This is a genomic window from Streptomyces sp. NPDC005878 (genome assembly GCF_040629815.1).
Lineage (GTDB): Bacteria > Actinomycetota > Actinomycetes > Streptomycetales > Streptomycetaceae > Streptomyces.
This window is the reverse complement of record NZ_JBEXWK010000001.1, coordinates 689,476-710,512: the sequence shown is the minus strand read 5'-3', so window position 1 is coordinate 710,512 and position 21,037 is coordinate 689,476. Positions and strand designations below refer to the sequence as shown.

16 protein-coding genes and 1 pseudogene are annotated in these 21,037 nt (G+C 74.4%); 12 read left to right on the top strand and 5 right to left on the bottom strand.

The features are described 5' to 3' along the window. Positions 1-89 precede the first annotated feature (89 nt). Entirely contained in the window at positions 90-878 is a 789-nt protein-coding gene (locus ABZ404_RS03400) for a crotonase/enoyl-CoA hydratase family protein (protein WP_358990085.1), read from the top strand. A gap of 15 nt (positions 879-893) precedes the next feature. On the opposite strand, the gene ABZ404_RS03395 is transcribed toward ABZ404_RS03400, so the two are convergent. Together ABZ404_RS03395 and ABZ404_RS03390 are read right to left on the bottom strand one after the other, a co-directional pair. Next, on the bottom strand, positions 894-1,772 hold the full coding sequence (locus ABZ404_RS03395) for an undecaprenyl-diphosphate phosphatase (protein WP_358837775.1): 879 nt from the start codon (positions 1,770-1,772) through the stop codon (positions 894-896). A gap of 121 nt (positions 1,773-1,893) precedes the next feature. Then, positions 1,894-2,661, bottom strand: coding sequence for a TVP38/TMEM64 family protein (locus ABZ404_RS03390; protein WP_358990082.1), 768 nt, complete (start codon positions 2,659-2,661; stop codon positions 1,894-1,896). Positions 2,662-3,199: 538 nt separating this feature from the next. Between ABZ404_RS03390 and tuf the strand changes: the two are divergent. The 3 genes and pseudogenes from tuf (at position 3,200) to ABZ404_RS03375 (ending at position 6,166) form a co-directional block, all read left to right on the top strand. Then, positions 3,200-4,368: pseudogene (tuf, locus tag ABZ404_RS03385) on the top strand (elongation factor Tu). A gap of 75 nt (positions 4,369-4,443) precedes the next feature. Beyond that, positions 4,444-5,286, top strand: coding sequence for a patatin-like phospholipase family protein (locus ABZ404_RS03380; RefSeq protein WP_358836552.1), 843 nt, complete (start codon positions 4,444-4,446; stop codon positions 5,284-5,286). Between the two features lie 34 nt (positions 5,287-5,320). Beyond that, positions 5,321-6,166, top strand: a complete 846-nt coding sequence (locus ABZ404_RS03375; protein WP_358836551.1) for a fused MFS/spermidine synthase — start codon at positions 5,321-5,323, stop codon at positions 6,164-6,166. Here the strand turns inward: ABZ404_RS03375 and ABZ404_RS03370 are convergent. Together ABZ404_RS03370 and ABZ404_RS03365 are read right to left on the bottom strand one after the other, a co-directional pair. After that, the gene (locus tag ABZ404_RS03370; protein WP_358836550.1) at positions 6,128-7,447 is read right to left on the bottom strand and encodes an MFS transporter; all 1,320 of its coding nucleotides are present in this window, start codon (positions 7,445-7,447) and stop codon (positions 6,128-6,130) included. The genes ABZ404_RS03375 and ABZ404_RS03370 overlap by 39 nt on opposite strands. 92 nt (positions 7,448-7,539) lie before the next feature. Next, positions 7,540-8,598, bottom strand: coding sequence for a hypothetical protein (locus tag ABZ404_RS03365; RefSeq protein ID WP_358836549.1), 1,059 nt, complete (start codon positions 8,596-8,598; stop codon positions 7,540-7,542). Positions 8,599-8,708: 110 nt separating this feature from the next. Here ABZ404_RS03365 and ABZ404_RS03360 point away from each other — a divergent pair, with 110 nt between their 5' ends. Further along, positions 8,709-9,146 (top strand): DUF4442 domain-containing protein, encoded by a 438-nt coding sequence (locus ABZ404_RS03360; RefSeq protein ID WP_358836553.1) that lies wholly within the window; start codon positions 8,709-8,711, stop codon positions 9,144-9,146. Between the two features lie 158 nt (positions 9,147-9,304). Further along, complete coding sequence (locus ABZ404_RS03355) at positions 9,305-9,961, top strand: DedA family protein (protein WP_358836548.1); 657 nt, start codon at positions 9,305-9,307, stop codon at positions 9,959-9,961. 50 nt (positions 9,962-10,011) lie between these two features. Here the strand turns inward: ABZ404_RS03355 and ABZ404_RS03350 are convergent, their stop codons facing one another. Then, complete coding sequence (locus tag ABZ404_RS03350; protein ID WP_358836547.1) at positions 10,012-10,455, bottom strand: SRPBCC family protein; 444 nt, start codon at positions 10,453-10,455, stop codon at positions 10,012-10,014. 95 nt (positions 10,456-10,550) lie between these two features. Between ABZ404_RS03350 and ABZ404_RS03345 the strand changes: the two genes are divergently transcribed. The 6 genes from ABZ404_RS03345 (at position 10,551) to fxsT (ending at position 20,953) form a co-directional block, all read left to right on the top strand. Then, positions 10,551-11,081, top strand: coding sequence for a gamma carbonic anhydrase family protein (locus ABZ404_RS03345; RefSeq protein WP_358836546.1), 531 nt, complete (start codon positions 10,551-10,553; stop codon positions 11,079-11,081). A gap of 81 nt (positions 11,082-11,162) precedes the next feature. Continuing rightward, on the top strand, positions 11,163-11,906 hold the full coding sequence (locus ABZ404_RS03340; RefSeq protein ID WP_358990079.1) for an acyltransferase: 744 nt from the start codon (positions 11,163-11,165) through the stop codon (positions 11,904-11,906). 181 nt (positions 11,907-12,087) lie between these two features. After that, a complete protein-coding gene (locus tag ABZ404_RS03335; protein ID WP_358837722.1) occupies positions 12,088-12,660 on the top strand; it encodes an XRE family transcriptional regulator in 573 nt (190 codons plus the stop codon). Between the two features lie 422 nt (positions 12,661-13,082). Next, positions 13,083-15,548, top strand: coding sequence for an FxsB family cyclophane-forming radical SAM/SPASM peptide maturase (locus ABZ404_RS03330; protein WP_358990076.1), 2,466 nt, complete (start codon positions 13,083-13,085; stop codon positions 15,546-15,548). 94 nt (positions 15,549-15,642) lie between these two features. Further along, positions 15,643-17,007 carry a TIR-like protein FxsC gene (locus ABZ404_RS03325; protein WP_358837607.1) on the top strand — a complete coding sequence of 455 codons (1,365 nt, stop codon included), beginning with the start codon at positions 15,643-15,645 and terminating at the stop codon, positions 17,005-17,007. Further along, entirely contained in the window at positions 16,991-20,953 is a 3,963-nt protein-coding gene (fxsT, locus tag ABZ404_RS03320) for an FxSxx-COOH system tetratricopeptide repeat protein (protein ID WP_358990074.1), read from the top strand. Before ABZ404_RS03325 ends, fxsT begins: the two co-directional genes overlap by 17 nt. The last annotated feature ends 84 nt before the right edge of the window (positions 20,954-21,037 follow it).

The following is a 21,037-nucleotide window of genomic DNA, read 5'->3' as shown; positions in this document are numbered from 1 at the left end:
GGCGCGAGGGGCCAAGAGCCCCGGCGGCCGCCGGTCCGGCCGGGCCCGCTCTTGTGGGCGCGCGGCGCCGCGTGCTACCCGTGGGCGCCATGACCGTACCCAGCGAAACCGCCGGTCCCGCCGTCCGCAGTGAGCGCGCGGGACCTGTCACCACCGTGGTGCTCTCCCGCCCGCGGGCGCGCAACGCGGTCGACGGGCCGACCGCCCGCGCCCTCGCCGACGCCTTCCGGGCGTTCGAGGCCGACGACGAGGCGGCGGTCGCGGTGCTGTGGGGCGAGGGCGGCACCTTCTGCGCCGGCGCCGACCTCAAGGCGATCGGCACCCCCAGCGGCAACACGGTGAGCGAGGACGGCGACGGCCCGATGGGCCCCACCCGGATGCGGCTGACCAAGCCGGTGATCGCGGCCGTCGCGGGGCACGCCGTGGCGGGCGGACTCGAGCTCGCGCTCTGGTGCGATCTGCGGGTGGCCGAACAGGACGCGGTCTTCGGCGTCTTCTGCCGCCGCTGGGGCGTGCCGCTGATCGACGGCGGTACGGTGCGGCTGCCCCGGCTGATCGGCGCGGGCCGGGCCATGGACCTGGTCCTGACCGGGCGCCCGGTCGACGCGGCCGAGGCGCTCGCGATGGGGCTGGCCGACCGGGTGGTGCCGACCGGGACGGCCCGCGCCGCGGCCGAGGAGCTGGCGGCGCGGATCGCCGCGTTCCCCCGGCTGTGCCTGCGCGAGGACCGCCTCTCGCTGCTCGAACAGGAAGGCCTGTCCGAGCCGGAGGCGCTGCGGGGCGAACTCGCGCACGGCCTGCGGTCGCTGGAGCGGGCGGCCGAGGGGGCGGCCCGGTTCGCGCGGGGCGCGGGACGGCACGGGTCCTTCGGGACGTGAGGGCCCCGGCCCCGGTCAGCCGCCCGCGATCTCGCCCGCGTGCGGGCTGAGGGTGCCCGCGGCGACCAGGGCGAAGAGGGCGAGGCCGAGCAGGATCCGGTAGACGACGAACGGCATGAAGCTCTTGCTGGAGATGAACTTCATGAACCAGGCGATGACGACATATCCGACACCGAAGGCGACCACCGTGGCGAAGAGGGTCTCGGCCATCGGGGCCTGCCCCTCGCCGCCCGCGTCCTTCAGCTCGAAGACTCCGGACGCCAGCACCGCCGGGATGGCGAGCAGGAAGGAGTAGCGGGCCGCGGACTCGCGGGTATAGCCCATCAGCAGACCGCCGCTGATGGTGGCGCCCGAGCGGGAGACGCCCGGGATCAGGGCCATGGCCTGGCACATTCCGTAGACCAGGCCGTCCTTGACGCTCAGGTCCCGGAGCGACTTGCGCTCCTTGACCGCGCGGTGGCGGCCGCCCGCCTCGTCGCGGGCGGCGCGGCGGTCGGCGATGCCGAGGACGACGCCCATCACGACCAGCGTCGTGGCGATGACCCGCAGATCGCGGAAGGTGGTGTCGATCTGGTCCTTGAGGACGATGCCGAGCACCCCGATCGGGATCGAGCCCACGATGACCAGCCAGCCCATCCGGGCGTCCTGGTCGGAGCGCATCCGCCGGTCGGTGAGCGAGCGGAACCAGGCCCCGATGATCCGGACGATGTCCTTGCGGAAGTAGATGAGGACGGCCGTCTCGGTGCCGATCTGCGTGATCGCGGTGAACGCGGGTCCCGGGTCCTGCCAGTCGGCGAAGGCCGCAGTGAGGCGGAGGTGCGCGCTGGAGGAGATCGGCAGGAACTCCGTCAGCCCCTGGACGAGCCCGAGGATGAACGATTCGAACCAAGACATGGGGCGAGGGCCATCCCGGATGCTGAAGACGGTTGCGGGCACGACGATCCGAACAGCCGGTATGACCATGTGATCGGCGGCCGGTCGCAGGGCAGCGTACAGGCCGCAGATGAACCGGGAGTTATGCGGTCCTGTCGGGCGCCGGCTGCCCGGCGCCCTCGGCCGTCCGCCCCCGCGGCGCCGCCGCCCGTCCGCCCAGCCGGTGCCGCTTGCGCCACGCCACCGCGGCCGCGCCCAGCCCCGACACCCCGATGAACGCCATCGCGACCAGGAACACCGGCGAGGTCGGGGACGCCGCCCGGCTGCCCGCGACCACGTACGCCGCCGTGTTGGGCACCGAGCCGAGCCCCGTCGCCAGCAGGAAGGGCAGCCAGCCCATCCGGGAGACGGCCGCGCAGTAGTTGGCCGCGGCGAACGGCACCCCGGGGAAGAGGCGGATCGCCAGCATCGAGCGGAAGCCGTGCCGGCTGAGCTGGCCGTCCACCGCCTTCAGCCAGCGGCCCCGCAGGAGCGGGCGGAGGGCGTCCTGGCCGAGCATCCGGCCGAGCCCGAAGGAGATGCCGGCCCCGAGCACCGTCCCGGCGAGCGCGGACGGCAGCCCCGCCTGCGAGCCGAAGATCGCGCCCGCGGCCAGGTTGAGCAGCGGGCGCGGTACGAACGCGGCGGTGCACAGGCCGTACGCCACCCCGAACAGGACGACCGCGGCGCCGCCCCCGATCCGGTGCGGCAGGCCGTCGGCGAGCAGCCGCTGCGGCTCCAGGAGCAGTACGGTCGTGGCGGCCGCCGCGAGCACCAGCACCAGCAGGGCGAGGCGCGACCAGGGCGACAGCAGGGCCCTGGCGCAGCGTACGGCGAGCCCGGCGGACGGGCGGACGGCGTCGTCGAGCATCCGGGGAGACTAACCGACGCGGGCATGTGATCGCCGTAACGGGCCTCGCGCGACGGCCCGTACGCGAGCCGTCGCGCCCTCGTGCGGCGGGCCCCGCCCCTGGTTGCCCGCTTCTGCGGCCGGTGCGGCGAAGGCGCCGACCGCGGCCGGCCGCCTAGCGGCCCCGGTCGCTCGGCGCGTTGCACGGCCGGCCGGCCGGGCTCGGCGCGGCGGAAGGCCGGCCACCGCGCCCGGGGCCCGCCGGAAGGCGCCCGGCCGATCGCCCGTCCCCGCTCGCCCGCGCGGCCGAAAACCATTCGACTCCCGACCGGCGCCGGGGCACCATCGGCGGCATGTGCCGGCCCGCCTCCCCCGCAGCGCCGTCCGCCGTCGCGGACGCGCCGGAGGCTGTCCTCGTGAGGGGGGCGTTCGTCGTCGCGGCGCCCTTCTGCGGCGCCCGAAGCTGACCCTTCCCGGAGACACCGGCGGACCCCGCGGGGGGAGGGTCGGCCGGACTCAGGGGTCCCCTTTCCGCGCAGGGACACCCAGGGACACAGCCATGCCCAAGACGCCGTACGTCCGCACCAAGCCCCACCTCAACATCGGCACGATGGGCCATGTCGACCACGGCAAGACCACGTTGACCGCCGCCCTCACCAAGGTCCTCGCCGAACGCGGCACCGGCACGTTCATCCCCCCGACCGGATCGACCGGGCGCCGGAGGAGGCCGCGCGGGGCATCACCATCACCCTCGCGCACATCGAGTACGAGACCGACACCCGCCACTACGCGCACGTGGACATGCCCGGGCACGCCGACTACGTCAAGAACATGGTCACCGGGGCAGCCCAGCTCGACGGGGCGGTCCTCGTCGTCTCCGCGCTCGACGGGGTCGGGCCGCAGACCGCCGAGCACGTGCTGCTCGCCCGCCAGGTGGGCGTGGACCACATCGTGGTCGCCCTCACCAAGGCGGACGCCGCCGACGACGAGCCGACCGACCTGGTCGAGCTGGAGGTGCGCGACCTGCTCTCGGCACACGGATACGGCGGTGACTCGGTGCCCGTCGTCCGCGTCTCGGGACGCGGAGCGCTGGCGGGCCAGCCGCGCTGGACGGCGTCGATCGAGGCCCTGCTGGACGCGGTCGACACCTATGTGCCGTTGCCGGAGCGCCGCACGGACGCGCCGTTCCTGCTGCCCGTGGAGAGGGTGCTGACCCTCACCGGCCGCGGCACGGTCGTCACCGGCGCCGTCGAGCGCGGCACCGTCCGCGTCGGCGACCGGGTGGAGGTGCCCGGCGCCGGGGTGGAGGGCGTCGTCACCGGTCTGGAGACCTTCGGCAGGCCGATGGAGTCCGCCGAGGCGGGCGACAGCGTGGCGCTGCTGCTGCGCGGGGTGCCGCGCGACGCGGTGCGGCGCGGCCAGGTGGTCGCGGCGCCCGGCACCCTCACCCCGAGCCGCCGCTTCACCGCGCGGGTGCACGTCCTGTCGGCGCGCGAGGGCGGCCGCACCACCCCCATCGCCACCGGCTACCGGCCGCAGTTCCACCTCCGTACCGCCGACGTCACCGGGACCGTCGACCTCGGCGAGAGAGCGGTGGCGTGCCCCGGCGACACGGTCACCATGACCGTCGAGCTGGGCCGGGGCCTGCCGCTGGAGCCTGGGCTCGGCTTCGCGGTCCGCGAGGGCGGGCGCACGGTCGGCGCCGGGACGGTCACCGGTCTCCTGTGAGCGGCGGCCATCCGGACCCGTCTCCTCCGGGCCCCCGGGGGAGACGGGCCGCCGGCGTTCCGTCATGCTTCCGGCATGACGGACACGGCACTGGTGCTCGGCTCGGGCGGTATCACCGGCGTGGGCTGGGAGATCGGCATGCTGTACGGGCTCGCCGAGGCGGGTGTCGACGTGAGCGGCGCCGACCTGGTGGTCGGCAGCTCGGCGGGCTCGGTGGTCGCCGCGCAGATCACCTCGGGACGGATCGGACTGCCCCGGCTGTACGAGCGTCAGCTCGCCCCGCCCGACGGTGAGATCCCGGCGCAGCTGGGCCCGGCCGCCCTCCTCCGCTTCGCCCGCGCGGCGCTGACCTCCCGTACGCCCGAGGAGTACGGCAGGAAGCTGGGCCGGGTGGCGCTCGCCCGGAGCACGGGTGCGGAGGCGGCCCGGCGCAAGGTGATCGCCGGCCGGCTGGTCTCCCACACGTGGCCGCCGGACCGGCGGCTGAAGATCACCGCGGTCGCGGCCGACAGCGGCGAACTGCGGGTCTTCGACCGGGAGAGCGGAGTGGGGCTGGTGGACGCGGTCGCCGCCAGCTGCGCGGTGCCCGGGGTGTGGCCCGCCGTCACCATCGAGGGCCGCCGCTGGATCAACGGCGGGGCGCACTCCCCGGCCAACGCCCAGCTCGCCGCGGGCTACGACCGGGTGCTGGTCCTCGCCCCGCTGGCGCTCGGCGGCGGCCCGCTGGACTCGCCGCGCACCCAGGTGGCCAGGCTGATCGGCGCGGGCGCGCGCGTGGAGCTCATCACGCCCGGCTCCGCCGCCCGCCGCGCCTTCGGCCGCAACTCCCTCGAACCCGCCCGGCGCGCCCCGGCCGCCCGCGCGGGCCGCGCCCAGGCGGCCGCCCACGCGAAGGCCGTGGCCGAGCTCTGGGCGTAGCGGCGCCCGGCCGCCGTCGGCGCACAATGGGACGGTGAACGAGCCGATATCGGTCAGCCGGACAGTGGACTGGGGCACCGCCAAGCTGATGCCCGACGTGGACCGGGAGCGCGCCTGGCTGCTCACCGTGGACGGGGCGCCGCAGTCCTACGTCGACCTCGACGACCCGACGTACATCGAGTTCGAGTACGCCCGCAGGCTCGCCCATGTCGTCGACTGCGCGGCGGAGCCGGGCGCGCCGCTCGACGCGCTCCACCTCGGCGGCGGCGCGCTCACCCTGCCCCGCTATCTGGCGGCGACCCGGCCGGGCTCACGCCAGGACGTGGTGGAGGCCGACCGGGGGCTGCTCGCCCTGGTCACCGAGCATCTGCCGGTGCCCGGCGGCAGCGGGATCCGGGTGCACGCGGCCGACGCCCGCGCCTGGGCCGAGGCCGCCCCCGCGGACTCCGCCGATCTGCTCCTCGCGGACGTGTTCGGCGGCTCCCGGGTGCCCGCGCACCTCACCTCGGTCGAGTACGCGCGCGTCGCCGAGCGGGTGCTGCGGCCCGGCGGGCTCTACGCGGCCAACCTCGCCGACGGCCGCCCCTTCGACTTCCTCCGCCCCCAACTGGCCACCTTCCGGGCGGTGTTCGAGCACGTCGCACTGATCGCGGAGCCCTCGGTGCTGCGCGGGCGGCGGTTCGGCAACGTGGTGCTGCTGGCCTCGCACGTCCCGCTGCCGCTGGCCCCGCTCGCCCGGCTCACCGCCGGGGACGCCTTCCCGGCCCGGGTCGAGCACGGCGAGGCGCTGCGGCGGTTCACCAGGGGCGCGGCGCCCGTACCGGACAGCGAGGCGAAGCCGTCACCCGAGCCCCCCGACGGGACGTTCGGCATCGGCTGAGACGGCGGCGACCGCCGCCTGCGGCTCCTGCGGCCCGGCCGCCACCGGCGTGGTGCGGCGCGTGAGGTTGCGGACGTCCGGGACCGTGAGCACCGCGGCGGTCAGGACCACGATCACCGCCGCGCAGCCCCACAGCGCCGAGGTCCGGCCGAAGGAGCTCTCGGCGGGGCCCGCGAGCGCGGTGGCCAGCGGCACCACGGCGAGCGAGCCCAGCCAGTCGTACGCCGAGACCCGCGACAGCTTCTCCTCCGGTATCTCCTGGTGCATCGCGGTCATCCAGGAGACGCCGAACACCTCGATCGACACACCGGTCACGAACATCACCGCGACCAGCACCCCGATCGGCACCGGCACGGCGAGCGCGGCGGAGGGCAGTGCGAGGGGGAAGACGCAGAGCGAGCCCGCGAAGAGCAGCCGGCGCGGCTTCCAGCGCGTCATCACCAAGGCGCCGCCGACCGTGCCCGCGCCGAACGCGGCGAGCGCCAGGCCCCACGGCCCCGGCCCGCCCAGATGGTCCCGGGCGACCAGCGGCCCGTACACCGCGTCGGCCGCCACCACCACGGCGTTGACGACCGAGAACTGCGCCACGATCGCCCACAGCCAGGGGCGCCCGGTGAACTCGCGCCAGCCGTCGCGCAGATCGGCCAGCATCCCGCCGCCGGGCGCGCGCCGCGGGAGGTGGCGCACGTCGATGAAGGCGCGCAGCGCGCCCGCCACGGCGAAGGCGGCCGCGTCGATCGCGAGCACCCAGCCGGGGCCGACGGCGGCGATCAGCGCCCCGCCGAGCGCGGCGCCGCCGATGCCCGCGCCCTGCATGGCCATCCGGTACAGCGCGAAGGCCCGTCCGGCCTCCTCGCCCTCCACGCTGGACATCAGCATGCCCTCGGAGGCCGGGCCGAAGAACGCCTGGCCCACACCGCCGAGCGCGCTGAGCGCCAGCATCTGCCAGAGCGCCGGCGTGCCGGTCAGGACGAGGAGCGCGAAGGCGCCCTGGGAGAGGAAGTTGAGGGTGTTGGCGGCCACCATCACGTGGTGCCGGGGTATCCGGTCCGCCAACGCGCCGCCGACGAGCAGGAAGAGGACGAGCGGCACGGTACGGGCCGCCGCCACCAGACCCACGTCGCCGCTGTCGCCGCCGGACTGGAGCACCGCGAACGCCGAGGCGATGAGCGCGCCCTGGCTGCCCAGGTTGGTCACGATCGCGGCGGCGGTCAGCAGGGAGTAGTTGCGGCCCGCCCAGGCGGGGCGGCGGAAGCGGGAAGCGGCGGCGGCAGATGTCACCTGTGGACTATCGCCGCCGCCGCCTCGATGTGCCAAACCGTCCGGCGGTGCCGTGCGCGGTGCCGGGGGTGTCACCGCGTCACGACGGGAGGTCAGCCGGTGGGCGCCCCGGCGAGGCGGACCGTGCTGAGGATCTTCTGGATGGTCGCCTCGTCGACCGCGCCGCTGACGCCGGTGGCCGCGTAGAGGCTCCACGCCACGAAGTCGCCCTTGGCGTTCTTGAACCCGAAGGTGATCGCCTGGCCGTCGGTGTCGCACTTGCCGGTCTTCTTGACCCCGGTCGCCGACGCGCGGGCGACGCTGCCCACGATGCCCGCCTTGGTGGTGTACGGGACGGGCTTGGTGGTCTTGATGATGTTCTTGTCCGGCTGCGTGTACGCGCCGTACACCCACCACGGCACCTGGTTCCCGGCCACCTCGTCGGTGTTCTTGGCGCCGTCGGCGCCCTTGGTGCCGGTGCCCGCGAGCTCGGTGTCCTCGGTGTTGCCGTCGTGGTTGGAGTCCTCGGTGCACCACTTGGGCTTGTAGTACGCGGGCGCCGACTGCATGATGATCGGCTTCCCGGTCGGGTTGGCGTGGTCCTCGAACCCGCCGGCCCACGACGGGCCCTTGAACTCCCAGTCCGACGGGACGTCGAAGGCCGTGCCCCACTTGGGGTTCACGATGACCTTCCAGCCCTCGATCGTCGGCTTCATCTCCTCCGTGGAGCCGCCGCGCGGGTTCGGGGCGGGCGAGGAGGCCTGCGGGGGAGCCGAGGCGCCGTGCGAAGGCTTGCTGTCGGCCTTGTCGTCCTTCTTGCCGTCGTCCTTCATCACCACGACGCCGGTGACGACGGCCGCGACCACGACCGCGGTCGCCGCGACGATGGCGATCAAGGTCGTCTTCTTCTTGTCGCCGTCGCCGTTCTGCGGCGGCATCGGCGGTCCGGGCGGCGCACCCACCGGGTACTGCGGCACGGTCGGCTGCTGGTAAGGGTTGGGCTGCTGCGGATAGCCGTATCCCGGCTGCTGGTAGCCGCCGACCGCGGGCTGCGCGGGCTGCGTCGGCTGCTGGTACGGGTTGGGTGCCTGGTACCCCGGCTGCTGGTACGGGTTCTGGTTAGGGTCCTGCGGATTCTGCTCGCCCCCGGGCGGCTGCTGTCCTTGCCACATGGCGAGTAACCATAGAGGGGCCGAGGGGCCCGTTCGACGTCCGCCCCTGTGAGGGGATGGTCAAGGTCTACTACTCACGGGTAACATCCGATGGCATGAGCGCTGATCAGATGTCCGTCGGCGAGATGCTCGCCGCGACCGTTCCCATGGCCAGGACCCTTGAGCTGGAGTTCCTGGAGACCACGCCCGAGCGGGCCGTGGTCCGGCTGCCCGACCGGGCCGCGTACCACAACCATGTGGGCGGACCGCACGCCGGCGCGATGTTCACGCTCGCCGAGTCCGCCAGCGGCGCCATCGTGATCGCCGCCTTCGGCGACCAGATGAACCGCGCCGTGCCGCTCGCCGTCAAGGCCGAGATCGGCTACAAGAAGCTCGCCATGGGCGTGGTCACCGCCACCGCCACCCTGGGCCGCCCGATCGCGGACGTCGTCGCGGAGCTGGACGCCGGGCAGCGCCCCGAGTTCCCGGTCGCCATCGAGATCACCCGCGAGGACGGCGCCGTCACCGGCGAGATGACCGTCGTCTGGACCCTGCGCCCCAACGCCTGATCCACGCCCCGCCCGCGCGCCGGGGGAACGTGCGGGTGCCGCCCGCCGGGGCCGGTTCCGGCACGCCGTCGGCCCGGGGCGAGCAGGTAGGCTGCCCGGGGTGCGCCAAGGGGGGCGCACGCCGGGCGTCGGCCCGTCGCGATCGGGAGGAACGGGCGTTGCACATCCAGGAGTGGCTGGAGAACATCCCCGCCGTCAGTGTCTACCTCCTGGTGGGGCTGGTCATCGGCTTGGAGAGCCTCGGCATTCCGCTGCCGGGCGAGATCGTCCTGGTCAGCTCCGCGCTGCTGGCGTCCCAGGAGGGTCACATCAACCCGGTGATCCTCGGCGCCGCCGCCGTGGCCGGCGCGGTCATCGGCGACTCGATCGGCTACGCGATCGGCCGCAAGGGCGGCCGGCCGCTGCTCGCCTGGCTCGGCGCCAGGTTCCCGCGGCACTTCAGCGAGGGCCATGTCGCCATGGCCGAGAAGTCCTTCAAGAAGTGGGGCATGTGGGCGGTCTTCTTCGGCCGCTTCATCGCGCTGCTGCGCATCTTCGCGGGCCCGCTGGCCGGTGTACTGCACATGCCGTACTGGAAGTTCCTCATCGCCAACGTCCTCGGCGGCATCTGCTGGGCGGGCGGGACCACGGCCGCGATCTACTACATCGGTGTGGTCGCCGAGTCCTGGCTGAAGAACTTCTCGTACGTGGGCCTGGGCCTCGCGGCCGTGCTGGGCGTGGTCTCGATGCTGGTCGTCAAGAACCGCGCGAAGAAGGCCTCGGCCGAGCTGGAGACGGCCGCCGCCCCGGCCGAGAACGTGCCCGCCGCGGAGTGACCCGGCCGCCCACCGGGTGAGCGGACCGGCCGGCGCGCGCGGATCCTGCGTCAGCGCGCGAGGATCCTGGTCAGCGCGCGGCCGAAGACCAGCCGCCCCGTCCGGGCGGTCAGCGCGTCGAGCGCGCGCGGCAGCCCCCGCACCCGCAGGTCCTCGCGCCACACCAGCAGCGCCCCCGCGGATCCCGGACGGCCGGGACGCACCTCGATCTCGGCCCAGCCGGTGACCACCCGCCCGCGCTTCTCCAGCCGGCAGCGACCCGGCCGCCCCGCCTCGGGCGGCTCCCACACCACGACCTCCATCGGGTCCTCGAACGCCAGGCGCCCCGCGCCCGTGCGCGCCACGAAGACCGTGCCGACGCCGGTGGGACCGGGCGTGACGACGGTGATCCGGGTCAGCGGGACGCTGCCCGAGTGCCGCGGCCAGTCGGTGAGCCGCCGCCACACCTCGACGGGGCCCGCCTCCGTACACCGCTCGATCCGGAAGAGTGCCATCCGGCGAGCCTACGGGCGACCCGGGCGCACGTCCCGGCGACCCGTCGCCTACCGTGCCCCCTGGGTGCGACGAGATCCGTACGAAGGAGTGGCGCATGGCGGAGCAGGCGTTGGTCGCGGCGGTGGGCGGGAAGAAGCCACGGGTCGATCCGGCGGCGTTCACGGCGCCCACCTCGGTGGTGCTCGGCGAGGTGACCCTGGCCGCGGGGGCGAGCGTCTGGTACCACACGGTGCTGCGGGCCGACTGCGGCCCCATCACGGTCGGCGCCGACAGCAACATCCAGGACAACTGCACGGTCCACGTCGACCCCGGCTTCCCCGTGACGGTCGGCGAACGCGTCTCGGTCGGGCACAACGCGGTCCTGCACGGCTGCACGGTCGAGGACGACGTGCTCGTCGGCATGGGGGCGACCGTCCTCAACGGGGCCGTGATCGGCGCCGGTTCGCTGGTCGCCGCGCAGGCGCTGGTGCCCCAGGGCATGGTCGTGCCGCCCGGTTCGCTGGTCGCGGGCGTGCCCGCCCGGGTCAGGCGCGAACTCACCGACGAGGAGCGCGAGGGCCTCAAGGTCAACGCGCTGATGTACGTGGGTCTGGCCCGGGACCACCGCGAGGCGCACGGCGGCTGACCGCCCGCGCCGCCCGGCCTGAGCGGAAGATCACAGGTCCCGGCGCTGACCGGCGCGGTCGGCGGTGAGTACCGTGTGCGGGTGCCGAAGAACAGAAACACGTTCTCCTCGCTGACCGCCTGGCGGCGCCGGCTGGCCGCGGGCGCGGTCCAGCGCGGGTGGCAGTGGGTGCAGCAGGCCGGAGCGGTCACCGCCGAGCACCCCGGGCGGCTGCGGTTCCGCCGGATCGGCGCCGGCACCCGGCTCGCCTTCCCGCAGGGCACCGTCTTCGGCGAACCCTGGATCGAGCTGGGCGACCACTGCATCATCGGCGAACAGGTCACGCTGACGGCCGGGATGATGCCGGGCCTCGACCTCGGCGCCGAACCGATCCTCACCCTCGGGGACGGCGTGGTGCTGGGCCGCGGCAGCCATGTCATCGCGGACACGACGGTGACCATCGGCTCGAACACGTACTGCGGCCCGTACGTCTACATCACCTCCACCAACCACAGCTACGACGACCCCCACCAGCCCGTCGGCAAGCAGTGGCCCCGGATGGAGCCCGTGGAGATCGGGCCGGGCTGCTGGCTGGGCACCGGCGCCGTGGTGCTGCCGGGCGCCCGGCTCGGCCGCAACGTGGTCGTCGCGGCGGGCGCGGTGGTCCGGGGCGAGGTGCCCGACCACGCGGTGGTGGCCGGGGCGCCCGCCCGGGTCGTGCGGACGTGGGACCGGGAGAACGGCTGGCAGCCACCGCTGCGCACCCCCGCCCCGGTGCCGATCCCCGAGGGGGTCACCCCGCAGCAGCTGCTCGCGGTCGCGGAGTTGGCGGCCGACGAGGCCTAGGGGCCGTCGGCGGCCACATCGGCCGGCCTCACGAAGGCGAGCGCGGACCCCGCCTCGCGCCCTCCCTCGCAGTACAGTGCGGTGAACGGCTCGGTGCAGCGGACCGTAGTTCACTACACTGAACGTGTCATTCAAAATAGTAGCCGGTCGCCCTGGGGTGGCCCCCCATGATGGACGGAATGTGTCGGACCTCGATCTGCTGACCCAGTCACTGGCCCGCAACGTCAAGCGCCGGCGCGCCGAGCGCGGCCTCACCCTGGACGCGCTGGCCACCCGCGCCGGAGTCAGCCGCGGCATGCTCATCCAGATCGAGCAGGCCCGGACCAACCCCAGCGTCGGCACCGTGGTGAAGATCGCCGACGCGCTAGGGGTGAGCATCACGACCCTGCTCGACTACGAGAGCGGGCCCAGCGTGCGGATCGTCCCGCCGGACCAGGCCGTCCGGCTCTGGTCCACCGAAGGGGGCAGCTCCAGCACCCTGCTCGCGGGCGCCGAGGCGCCCGGCCCGCTGGAGATGTGGCGGTGGCACCTGATGCCCGGCGAGGGCAGCGCCTCCGACCCGCACCCGGCGGGCACCTTCGAGCTGATCCATGTCGGGGAGGGCACCCTCACCCTCGTCGTGGACGGCGTCGAACACGCCGTCCCGGCGGGCCACTCCGTCTCCTTCGAGGCCGCCACGAGCCACACCTACCGCAACGACGGCACCGAGCCGGTGGAGATGACCATGGCGATCTCCGTGCCCATCGAGCGCTGACAGCGCCGACCCCGCTGACAGCCCCGGCGGTGCCCGTGGTGCCCGCGGGACTCCCGTCACGTACCGCGAGACCCGCCGGATGGCGCGAACCGGCCATCCATGCGCGGGAGTCGGACCGATCGGCGCGGTCCTGTGCGAGAGTGGCCGATGCGGGGAAGACAAGTGCGGAGAGGGTGAGCACCCTCCCGCAACCAGGCACGCCCGCCGGTGGGGGGATTCATGGGACATCTCGTCACGGCCGCCGAACGACCTTGTCCGGCGCCCGACCGTCAGGGCCGTGAAAGGCCATCACTGCACACACAGGCCGCCCGGGCACGCGGCGGGGACCTCCCCGTCGCGATCCAGCGCCTGATCGCCGCCGAGAACGCCTCGACGGTTCCGGTAGCCGCCTTCCAGTCGGCGCTCTAGCCGGAGGCCCGGCCATGGACCGGTCACCTCCGGTGGTGTCGCAGGTCGTCCTGAAGATGCACAGCCGGTGCGACCTGGCGTGTGACCACTGCTATGTGTACGAACACGCCGACACCAGCTGGCGCGGCCGGCCCAGGGCCGTCTCGCACGAGATCCTGGCCGCCACGGCGGCCCGGATCGCCGCCCACGCCCAAAGCCACCGGCTCCCCGCCGTCCATGTGGTCCTGCACGGCGGCGAACCCCTGCTGGCCGGACCCGCCCTGCTGAGACACGCGGCCGAGGAGCTCGGACGCGCCCTGCGCGGCGTCAGCACCCTCGACCTGCGCATCCACACCAACGGGGTCCTGCTCGACGAGGAGTTCTGCGAACTCTTCCGGGAACTCGGCGTCCACGTCGGCGTCTCGCTCGACGGCGACCGCGCGGCCAACGACCGCCACCGCCGCTACGCCGACGGCCGCAGCAGCCACGCCCGCGTCGTCGAGGCGGTCGCCCTGCTGAGCCGCCCCCGCTACCGGGAGCTGTTCGCCGGACTGCTGTGCACCATCGACCTGGAGAACGACCCGGTCGCGGTCTACGACGCGCTGGCCGCCCTGCGCCCTCCCCGCGTCGACTTCCTGCTGCCGCACGCGACCTGGGACCACCCGCCGCCGCGCCCCGCGCACACGCCCACGCCGTACGCGGACTGGCTCGACGCCGTCTACCGGCGGTGGGACGAGCAGGGGCGGCCGGTCCCCGTACGCCTCTTCGAGTCCGTCCGGCGCACCCTGCGCGGCGGCGACAGCCTCACCGAGTCCCTCGGGCTCACCCCGGCCGACCTGGTCGTCGTCGAGACCGACGGCACCTTCGAACAGGCCGACAGCCTCAAGACGTCCTACGACGGCGCCCCCGCCACCGGCATGAACGTCTTCGAGCACAGCCTCGACGACGTGCTCACCCACCCCGGGATGCTGGCCCGCCAGAAGGGGATCGAGGCGCTGTGCGCGCGGTGCACCGCGTGTCCCGTGGTGGCGTCCTGCGGCGGCGGCCTCTACGCCCACCGCTACCGGACCGGAACCGGCTTCGACAACCCGTCCGTGTTCTGCCCCGACCTGATGGCGTTGATCATGAACATCCGCAGGCACGAGTCGCTCCCCGAGCCCCCGGCGCACGCCCGGGCCGACGAGCCCGCCCCCACCGGCCAGGCCACCCGGCCCGAACCCGAACAGACGCTGGAGGCGGCCGACTTCGACGAGCTGGCCGCCGGCTTCGGAGGCGCCGGAGTCGTCTCCCGGCTCGCCGTCGCCCAGCTCGACCTCAACCGGGGTCTGCTGGCCGCCCTCGGTGGCCGGGTGGACCCGGGGGACCGCCGGGCGGGCGCCGCCTGGGAGCTGCTGCTCGATCTGGACACGGCGGCGCCGCACGCGCTGGAGGCCGCCCTCGCCCACCCCTACTTCCGGCCGTGGGCGCTCGGCGTGCTCGGCGGCCGGGAACCCGCCGCGCTCGCGGGCGGTCTCGCGGAGCTGGCGGCGTCGGCGGCGCTGCGGGCCCGGCGCGCCGACACCGTCGTCGTACCGCTGCGCGACGGCACCCTGCGGTTGCCCGGCATCGGCAGGGCCCTGCTCCCGGGGGGTGCCGAGGAGGCCGAACTGACCGCCCAGGCCTACGGGTTCACCGTACGGGCCGGGGGCCGGCGGATCCGGATGGGCTGGAGCGAGGGCCTGGACGGCCGCACCCCGCACTGGCAGCCCGTACGGCTCTTCGAGGCGGGCGGCTGGACCGTCGCCCTGGAGGACACCGACCCGCTGCGCGACCGCTACCCCTGGCCCCCGGAGGAGCGGTTGCCCGCCTCGGGGGCGCGCGCCTGGGCCGACGCGCTCGCGGGCACCTGGGCGCTCATCCAGCGTCATCTGCCGGCGTACGCGCCGGGGATATCCGCCGGGCTGCGCTCCATCACCCCGCTGAGCCCCCGGGCGGGCAGCGACACCAGCGCCACCTGCCGGGACGCCTTCGGGGCCGTGGGCGCGGCCCGCCCCGCCGCCCCCGCCCTCCTCGCCCTCCTGATCGTCCATGAGTTCCAGCACGTGAAGCTGGGCGCGGTGCTGGACAGCTGCGACCTGTACGACCCGCAGGACACCGACCGCTACTACGCGCCCTGGCGCGACGACCCCCGGCCGCTCGGCGCCCTGCTGCAAGGGGCGTACGCGCATCTGGCGGTCACCGACTTCTGGCGGGCGCGGCGCACGGCCGCCGAGAGCGCGGCGGGGCGCGCGCGGGCGGAGAGCGAGTTCGCGCGCCGGCGACGGCAGACGACGGAGGCCATCGACACCCTGGCCCGCTGCGGCGCGCTCACCGGCCCCGGCAAGCGCTTCGTCGCCGGGATGGGGGAGAGAGCCGCGGCCTGGCGGGAGGAGCGGGTGGCACCCGAGGCGCTCGCCGCCGCCGCCGACTCCGCCCGGCGCCACCGGGACGCCTGGCGGGCGCGCAACGCGCCGCGCGGGTGACAGGCCGCCCCCGAAACGGCGCGTACAGGCGGTTCCGCCGCGGATCGCTCGCTTTCTACACTGAGGACCCACCCACTCGGACCGGGAGGGAGCGGTGCTGCACGCAGCCGCGCGGGGCGGGGGGCACGAGCCGAGGCCGTACTTCTTCCTGAGTTACGCGCACACGCCGAAGAACGATCCCCGGGACAAGGACCCCGACCTCTGGGTACGGCGCTTCTTCCGCGACCTGTCCGCGCACGTGATGCAACTGACCGCGCTCCCGGCCGGGGTGCCCGCCGGGTTCATGGACCAGCACGTGCGCCCGGGCGAGGACTGGCAGGGGCCGATCACCGAGGCGCTGGCGCACTGCCGTGTCTTCGTCCCGCTCTACTCGCCGCGCTACTTCCTCAGCGAGCAGTGCGGCCGGGAGTGGTTCGCCTTCGCCGGGCGCGAGACCCTCCACCAGTCGCGCAGCGAGCACCGCGCGCCTCCCGCGATCGTGCCCGCGCTGTGGCTGCCCGTGCTGCCGCACCAACTCCCCGAGGCCGCGCGCAGACTGCGGTTCGACCACGCGGACTTCGGCGAGGAGTACGCCGACGAGGGCTTCTACGGGATGATCAAGCTCACCTACCTCCGCGACCACTACGAACACGCCGTCTACCGGCTCGCCAAGCGGATCGTGAGCGTCGCCGAGCGCACCCTGGTGGCCGACGGCGACCCGTACCAGGACTACGCGACCCTCACCTCCGCCTTCGGCCCCGCACCCGGGCCCGGCCGCGACCTGGAAGTGACCGTCCTCGCCTGCTCCCGCGACGGCCTGCCGCACGGACGCGGCCCCGACTGCTACGGCCCCCGGCCCAGCGACTGGAACCCCTACCATCCGCTCTCCGCCCGGCCGCTGGCCCGCCACACCGCCGACCTCGTGGTCAACCTCAACTACTCCGTCCACCTGGCCGAGTTCGAGGACCGCGCCGACCGCCTGCTGCGCCCGGGACCGCCCGAGGCCCCCGGGCTGCTGCTGCTCGACCGCTGGGCGCTCCAGTCCCCGCGCCACCGCGAACTGGTGCGGCTGCTCTGCGCCGAGCCGCGGCCCTGGCTCAGCGTGATGGTCCCGTGGAACCGCGCGGACCCCGAATCACGCCCGCGTGAGGCCGAGTTGCGCCACGTGGCCGACGAAGTCCTCGGCACGAGACTGCGGCAGAGCCCCGGCCACCTGACGCAGGGCGGCGGTCTGCCTACTCTGGAAGCATTCAGCCAGGAGCTCCCCAGGGCGGTCCGGTCGGCGGTCAGGCACTACGAGAGCGCCGCCCGCACGGGCCCGCCGGCCGGGCCCGGCAGCCCGCTGCCCCACGTCCTGCCGGGCGGGGTCGGGCTCGGCCGGACGGCCCGCGGCCGCACCGGGGACCAGCCGGAACAGCGCGCCACCGGGAACAGCCAGGCCGAGCGGGTGGAGGGCCCTCCAAATGGCCGAGAACCGTGACGGGACCGTCATCACGTTCTACTCGTACAAGGGCGGCACCGGACGCACGATGGCGCTCGCCAACTGCGCCTGGATCCTGGCGGCCAACGGCTACCGGGTGCTCGCCGTGGACTGGGACCTGGAGGCGCCGGGCCTGCACCGGTTCTTCCACCCCTTCCTCAACCTGCGCGACCTGGAGGCCACCCCGGGCCTGATCAACCTGATCACCGAGTACCAGGAGGAGGCCCGGCGCACCGGTGAGCGCGCCCCGGACTGGCACCGCGCCTACGCGCGCGTGCGTCCGCACGCCGTCACCCTCGACTGGTCCTTCCCCAGCGGCGGCAGCCTGGACTTCCTCTCGGCCGGCCGCCGCAACCGCGACTACTCCTCGGTCGTCGGCCGGATGGACTGGGACCACTTCTACGAGCACTCCGGCGGCGGCCAATTCTTCGACGCCATGGGCGACGACATGCGCCACCACTACGACTACACCCTGATCGACAGCCGCACCGGGCTCAGCGACATCGCCGACATCTGCACGGTCCAGATGCCCCAGGTGCTCGTCGTCTGCTTCACCCTGAGCGACCAGAGCATCGACGGCGCCTCGGCCGTCGCCCGCTACATCGAGGAGCGCTACCACGAGCGGGGCATCCGCATCCTGCCCGTGCCGACCAGGATCGACGAGGGCGAGAAGGAGAAGGCCGACGCCGGGCGGGCGCTCGCCCGGGAGTGCTTCGAGGGCTTCCCCAGCGGACTGCGGGGCGAGGCCGCCGACGTCTACTGGGGCACGGTGGAGATCCCGTACCGGCCCTTCTACGCCTACGAGGAGGTCCTGGCGACCTTCGGCGACCCGCCGGGTCTCGGCAGTTCGCTGCTGGCCGCCTGCGAACGGCTCACCTCGGTGCTCACCGACGGACAGGTCACCGGACTCCCGCCGATCGACGAGGCCCTGCGCAACGCCCATGTCGCCGCCTTCACCCGGCGCCGGCCCGCCTCGCCCGCGAACATCGTGCTCAACCACGTGTCCGAGGACCGGATGTGGGTGGAGTGGCTGACCGCCGTCCTCGGCACGGCCGGCTTCCGCACCTTCCCCGTCGACGTGCGCTCCCCGCACGCCGGGCGCTCCCGGGAGGAACCCGGCGAGGAGGCCCACCGCGTGCTGCACATCGCCTCCCCGCCCTACCTCAAGTCCCGGGCCGGACGCGGCCTGTGGGACAGCGGGCCCGCCCCGGACCGGGCGGGCGGCCGCCGCCAGGTGCTGCCCGTGCGCGTCGGCGACGTACGGCTCACGCCGCCGCCGGGCGGTCTTCGCGCGGTGGACCTGGTCCGCGTCGACGAGGCCGAGGCGGCGGCCGCGCTGCTCGGCGCCCTCGGCCGGGCGGAGGCCGCCGCCGCGCTCCCGTGCGCCCCCGACCGGCCCCGCTTCCCCGGGAACGCGCCCCGCGTGTGGAACGTACGGCCGCGCAACACCTGGTTCACCGGCCGCACCGACCTGCTCGACCGGGTGCGCGACCAACTGCGCGGCGACAGCCGCTCCGCCCAGCGCCTGCCCCAGGTCCTCTACGGGCTCGGCGGCGTCGGCAAGACCCAGGTGGCGCTGGAGTACGCGCACCGCTTCCGCGCCGACTACGACCTGGTGTGGTGGATCGAGGCGGAACGCCCCGACCTGGTGGTGGCCTCCCTGGCGCAGCTCGCCGCCGAGATGGACCTGCGGGCGGGGGACGTGGTGGCCGAGGCGGCCATGGCGGCCCTGAAGGAGCTGTGGCGCGGCGAGCGCTATCCGCGCTGGCTGCTGATCTTCGACAACGTCGAGGACCCGGACGCCGCGCTGCGCCGGCTGCCCGACGCCATCGGACCGCTCCCCGCCTCGGTCTACGGGCATCTGCTCGCCACCTGCCGCAACAAACCGGCCACCCCGAAGGTGGAGAGCACCCAGGTCGAGGTCTTCGACCGGTTCGAGAGCGTGGAGCACCTGACCTGGCGGGTGGCGGGCCTGCCGGCCGAGGACGCCGACCGGGTCGCCGACGCGGTGGGCGACCTGCCGCTGGCCGTGGAGGTGGCGGCGGCCTGGCTCGCCGAGACGGCCACACCGGTCGACGCCTATTTGCGCCAGCTCGCGGAGCAGAGCACCTCGGTCCTCTCGCTCGGCACGCCCCAGGCGTACGGGCTGCGGTTCGGCGCCACCTGGGCCATCTCCATCAGCAGGCTGCGCGAGGAGTCCCGGGCCGCCGTGCGGCTGCTGGAGATCTGCTCGTTCTTCTCCGCCGAACCCGTCTCGATGCGGCTCATCGGCAGCGACGCGATGTTCGACGCGCTGCTCCCGTACGACGCCGATCTGCGCGAACGGTACATGCTCGGCCGGGTCATCCAGACCCTGAACCGGTTCGCCCTGGCCAAGGTGGACCCGGCGGACAGCAGCATCCAGGTGCACCGCCTCGTCCAGGCGGCCGTGCGCGACGAGCTGAGCGCCGAGGAGCAGACCGAGGCCAAGCGGGTCGTCCACCGCATCCTGGCCCAGGCGCGGCCGACCGAGGGCGTCGACCGGGACGACCCCGTCAACGACCCCAAGAGCTGGCCCGCCTTCGAGCTGATCTGGCCGCATCTGAACGCGTCCGGCGTCGCCGACAGCGACGACCCCAGGGCCCGTGAGCTGATGATCGACCGGATCCGCTATCTGCTGCGCCGAGGCGAGCTGGAGAGCGCCCGCTCCTTCGGCGCGGAACTGGACCGCGTCTGGACCCGCCGGCTCGGCGAGGACGCGCTCCAGACCCTCAACATCCGCTTCGAGCTGGCCAACGCGCTCCGCGCGCAGGGCCGCTACCAGGAAGCCCTGGCCCTGGACGAGGACATCCTCGCCCGCCAGCAGCGCCTCTTCCACCCCGCCGACGACCACCCCACCGTGCTGGTCGTCACCGGCAGCCTCGCCGCCGACCTGCGCGCCGTCGGCCGGTTCACCGAGGCCCTGGAGCGGGACCTGTGGGTCTACCGGGGCATGCGGGGCCTCTTCGGGGAGACCCACCGCCGCACCCTGACCGCCGCGCACAACCTCGCCATCGACTACCGGCTCACCGGGGACAGCGAGGCCGCGCGGCGCCTGGACGAGCGGACCGTGGAGCGCCGCGGCATGCTGCTGGGCGACGACCATCCCTACACCCTGGTCACCAAGGCGAACCTGGCCCAGGACCTGCGCGAGACCGGCGAGTACGCGGTGTCGGGCGAGGTCCTGCGCGAGGTCGTCGAGGGACTGCGGCGCGTCCTGGACCCGCACGCCCCCGAGGTGCTGCGCGCCGCCAAGAGCCTCGCCGTCTCCCTGCGCAGGGCCGGACACCCGCACGAGGCCATGCGGCTCACGACCGAGGCGTACGAGCGCTTCCACGACCGGTACGGACCGGACTCGCCCGACACCCTCGCCTGCGGGGTGAGCCTCGCCGCCGACCTCGCGGCCACCGGCGCACCGGGGCGCGCCCTGGACCTCGCCCGGCGGATGCTGCACGGGTACCGGGGGACGCTGGGGGAGTCCCATCCCTACAGCCTGGCGTGCCGGGCGAACGTGGTCGTCCATCTGCGGGAGACCGGAGGCGCCGAGGAGGCGGTCGAGGACGCCGAGGAGGTCCGGGAACGGCTGGAGCGGGCGCTCGGCCCCCAGCACCCGTTCACCCTCTGCGCGGCCGTCAACCTGGCCAACGTGTACGGCGACCTGGGCCGGGCGGACCTCGCCGAGCGGTGGGAGTACGTCGCGCTGGAGGGACTGCTCGACAAGCTCGGCGCCTGGCACCCGGACGTCCTGGTCTGCCGGTCGAACCTGGCGGTCTCCCTGCGGGCCGCGGGCCGGGGGGACGAGGCGGCCGGAATGCGGGCGGCGGTGATCGGACCCGCCGCGGAACGCCTGGGCGTGGACCACCCGATCGCGGAGGCGGCCCGCTCCTGGCGACGACTGGACCGGGACATCGAGATCCAGCCGGTGTGACCGGAAGGAGGGGAGAGCGGCCCGGTCCCGGCCGCCGGGCGGGGGCCGGGGGCGACCGGCCGCGCCCGACCGGCGCCCCAGGGG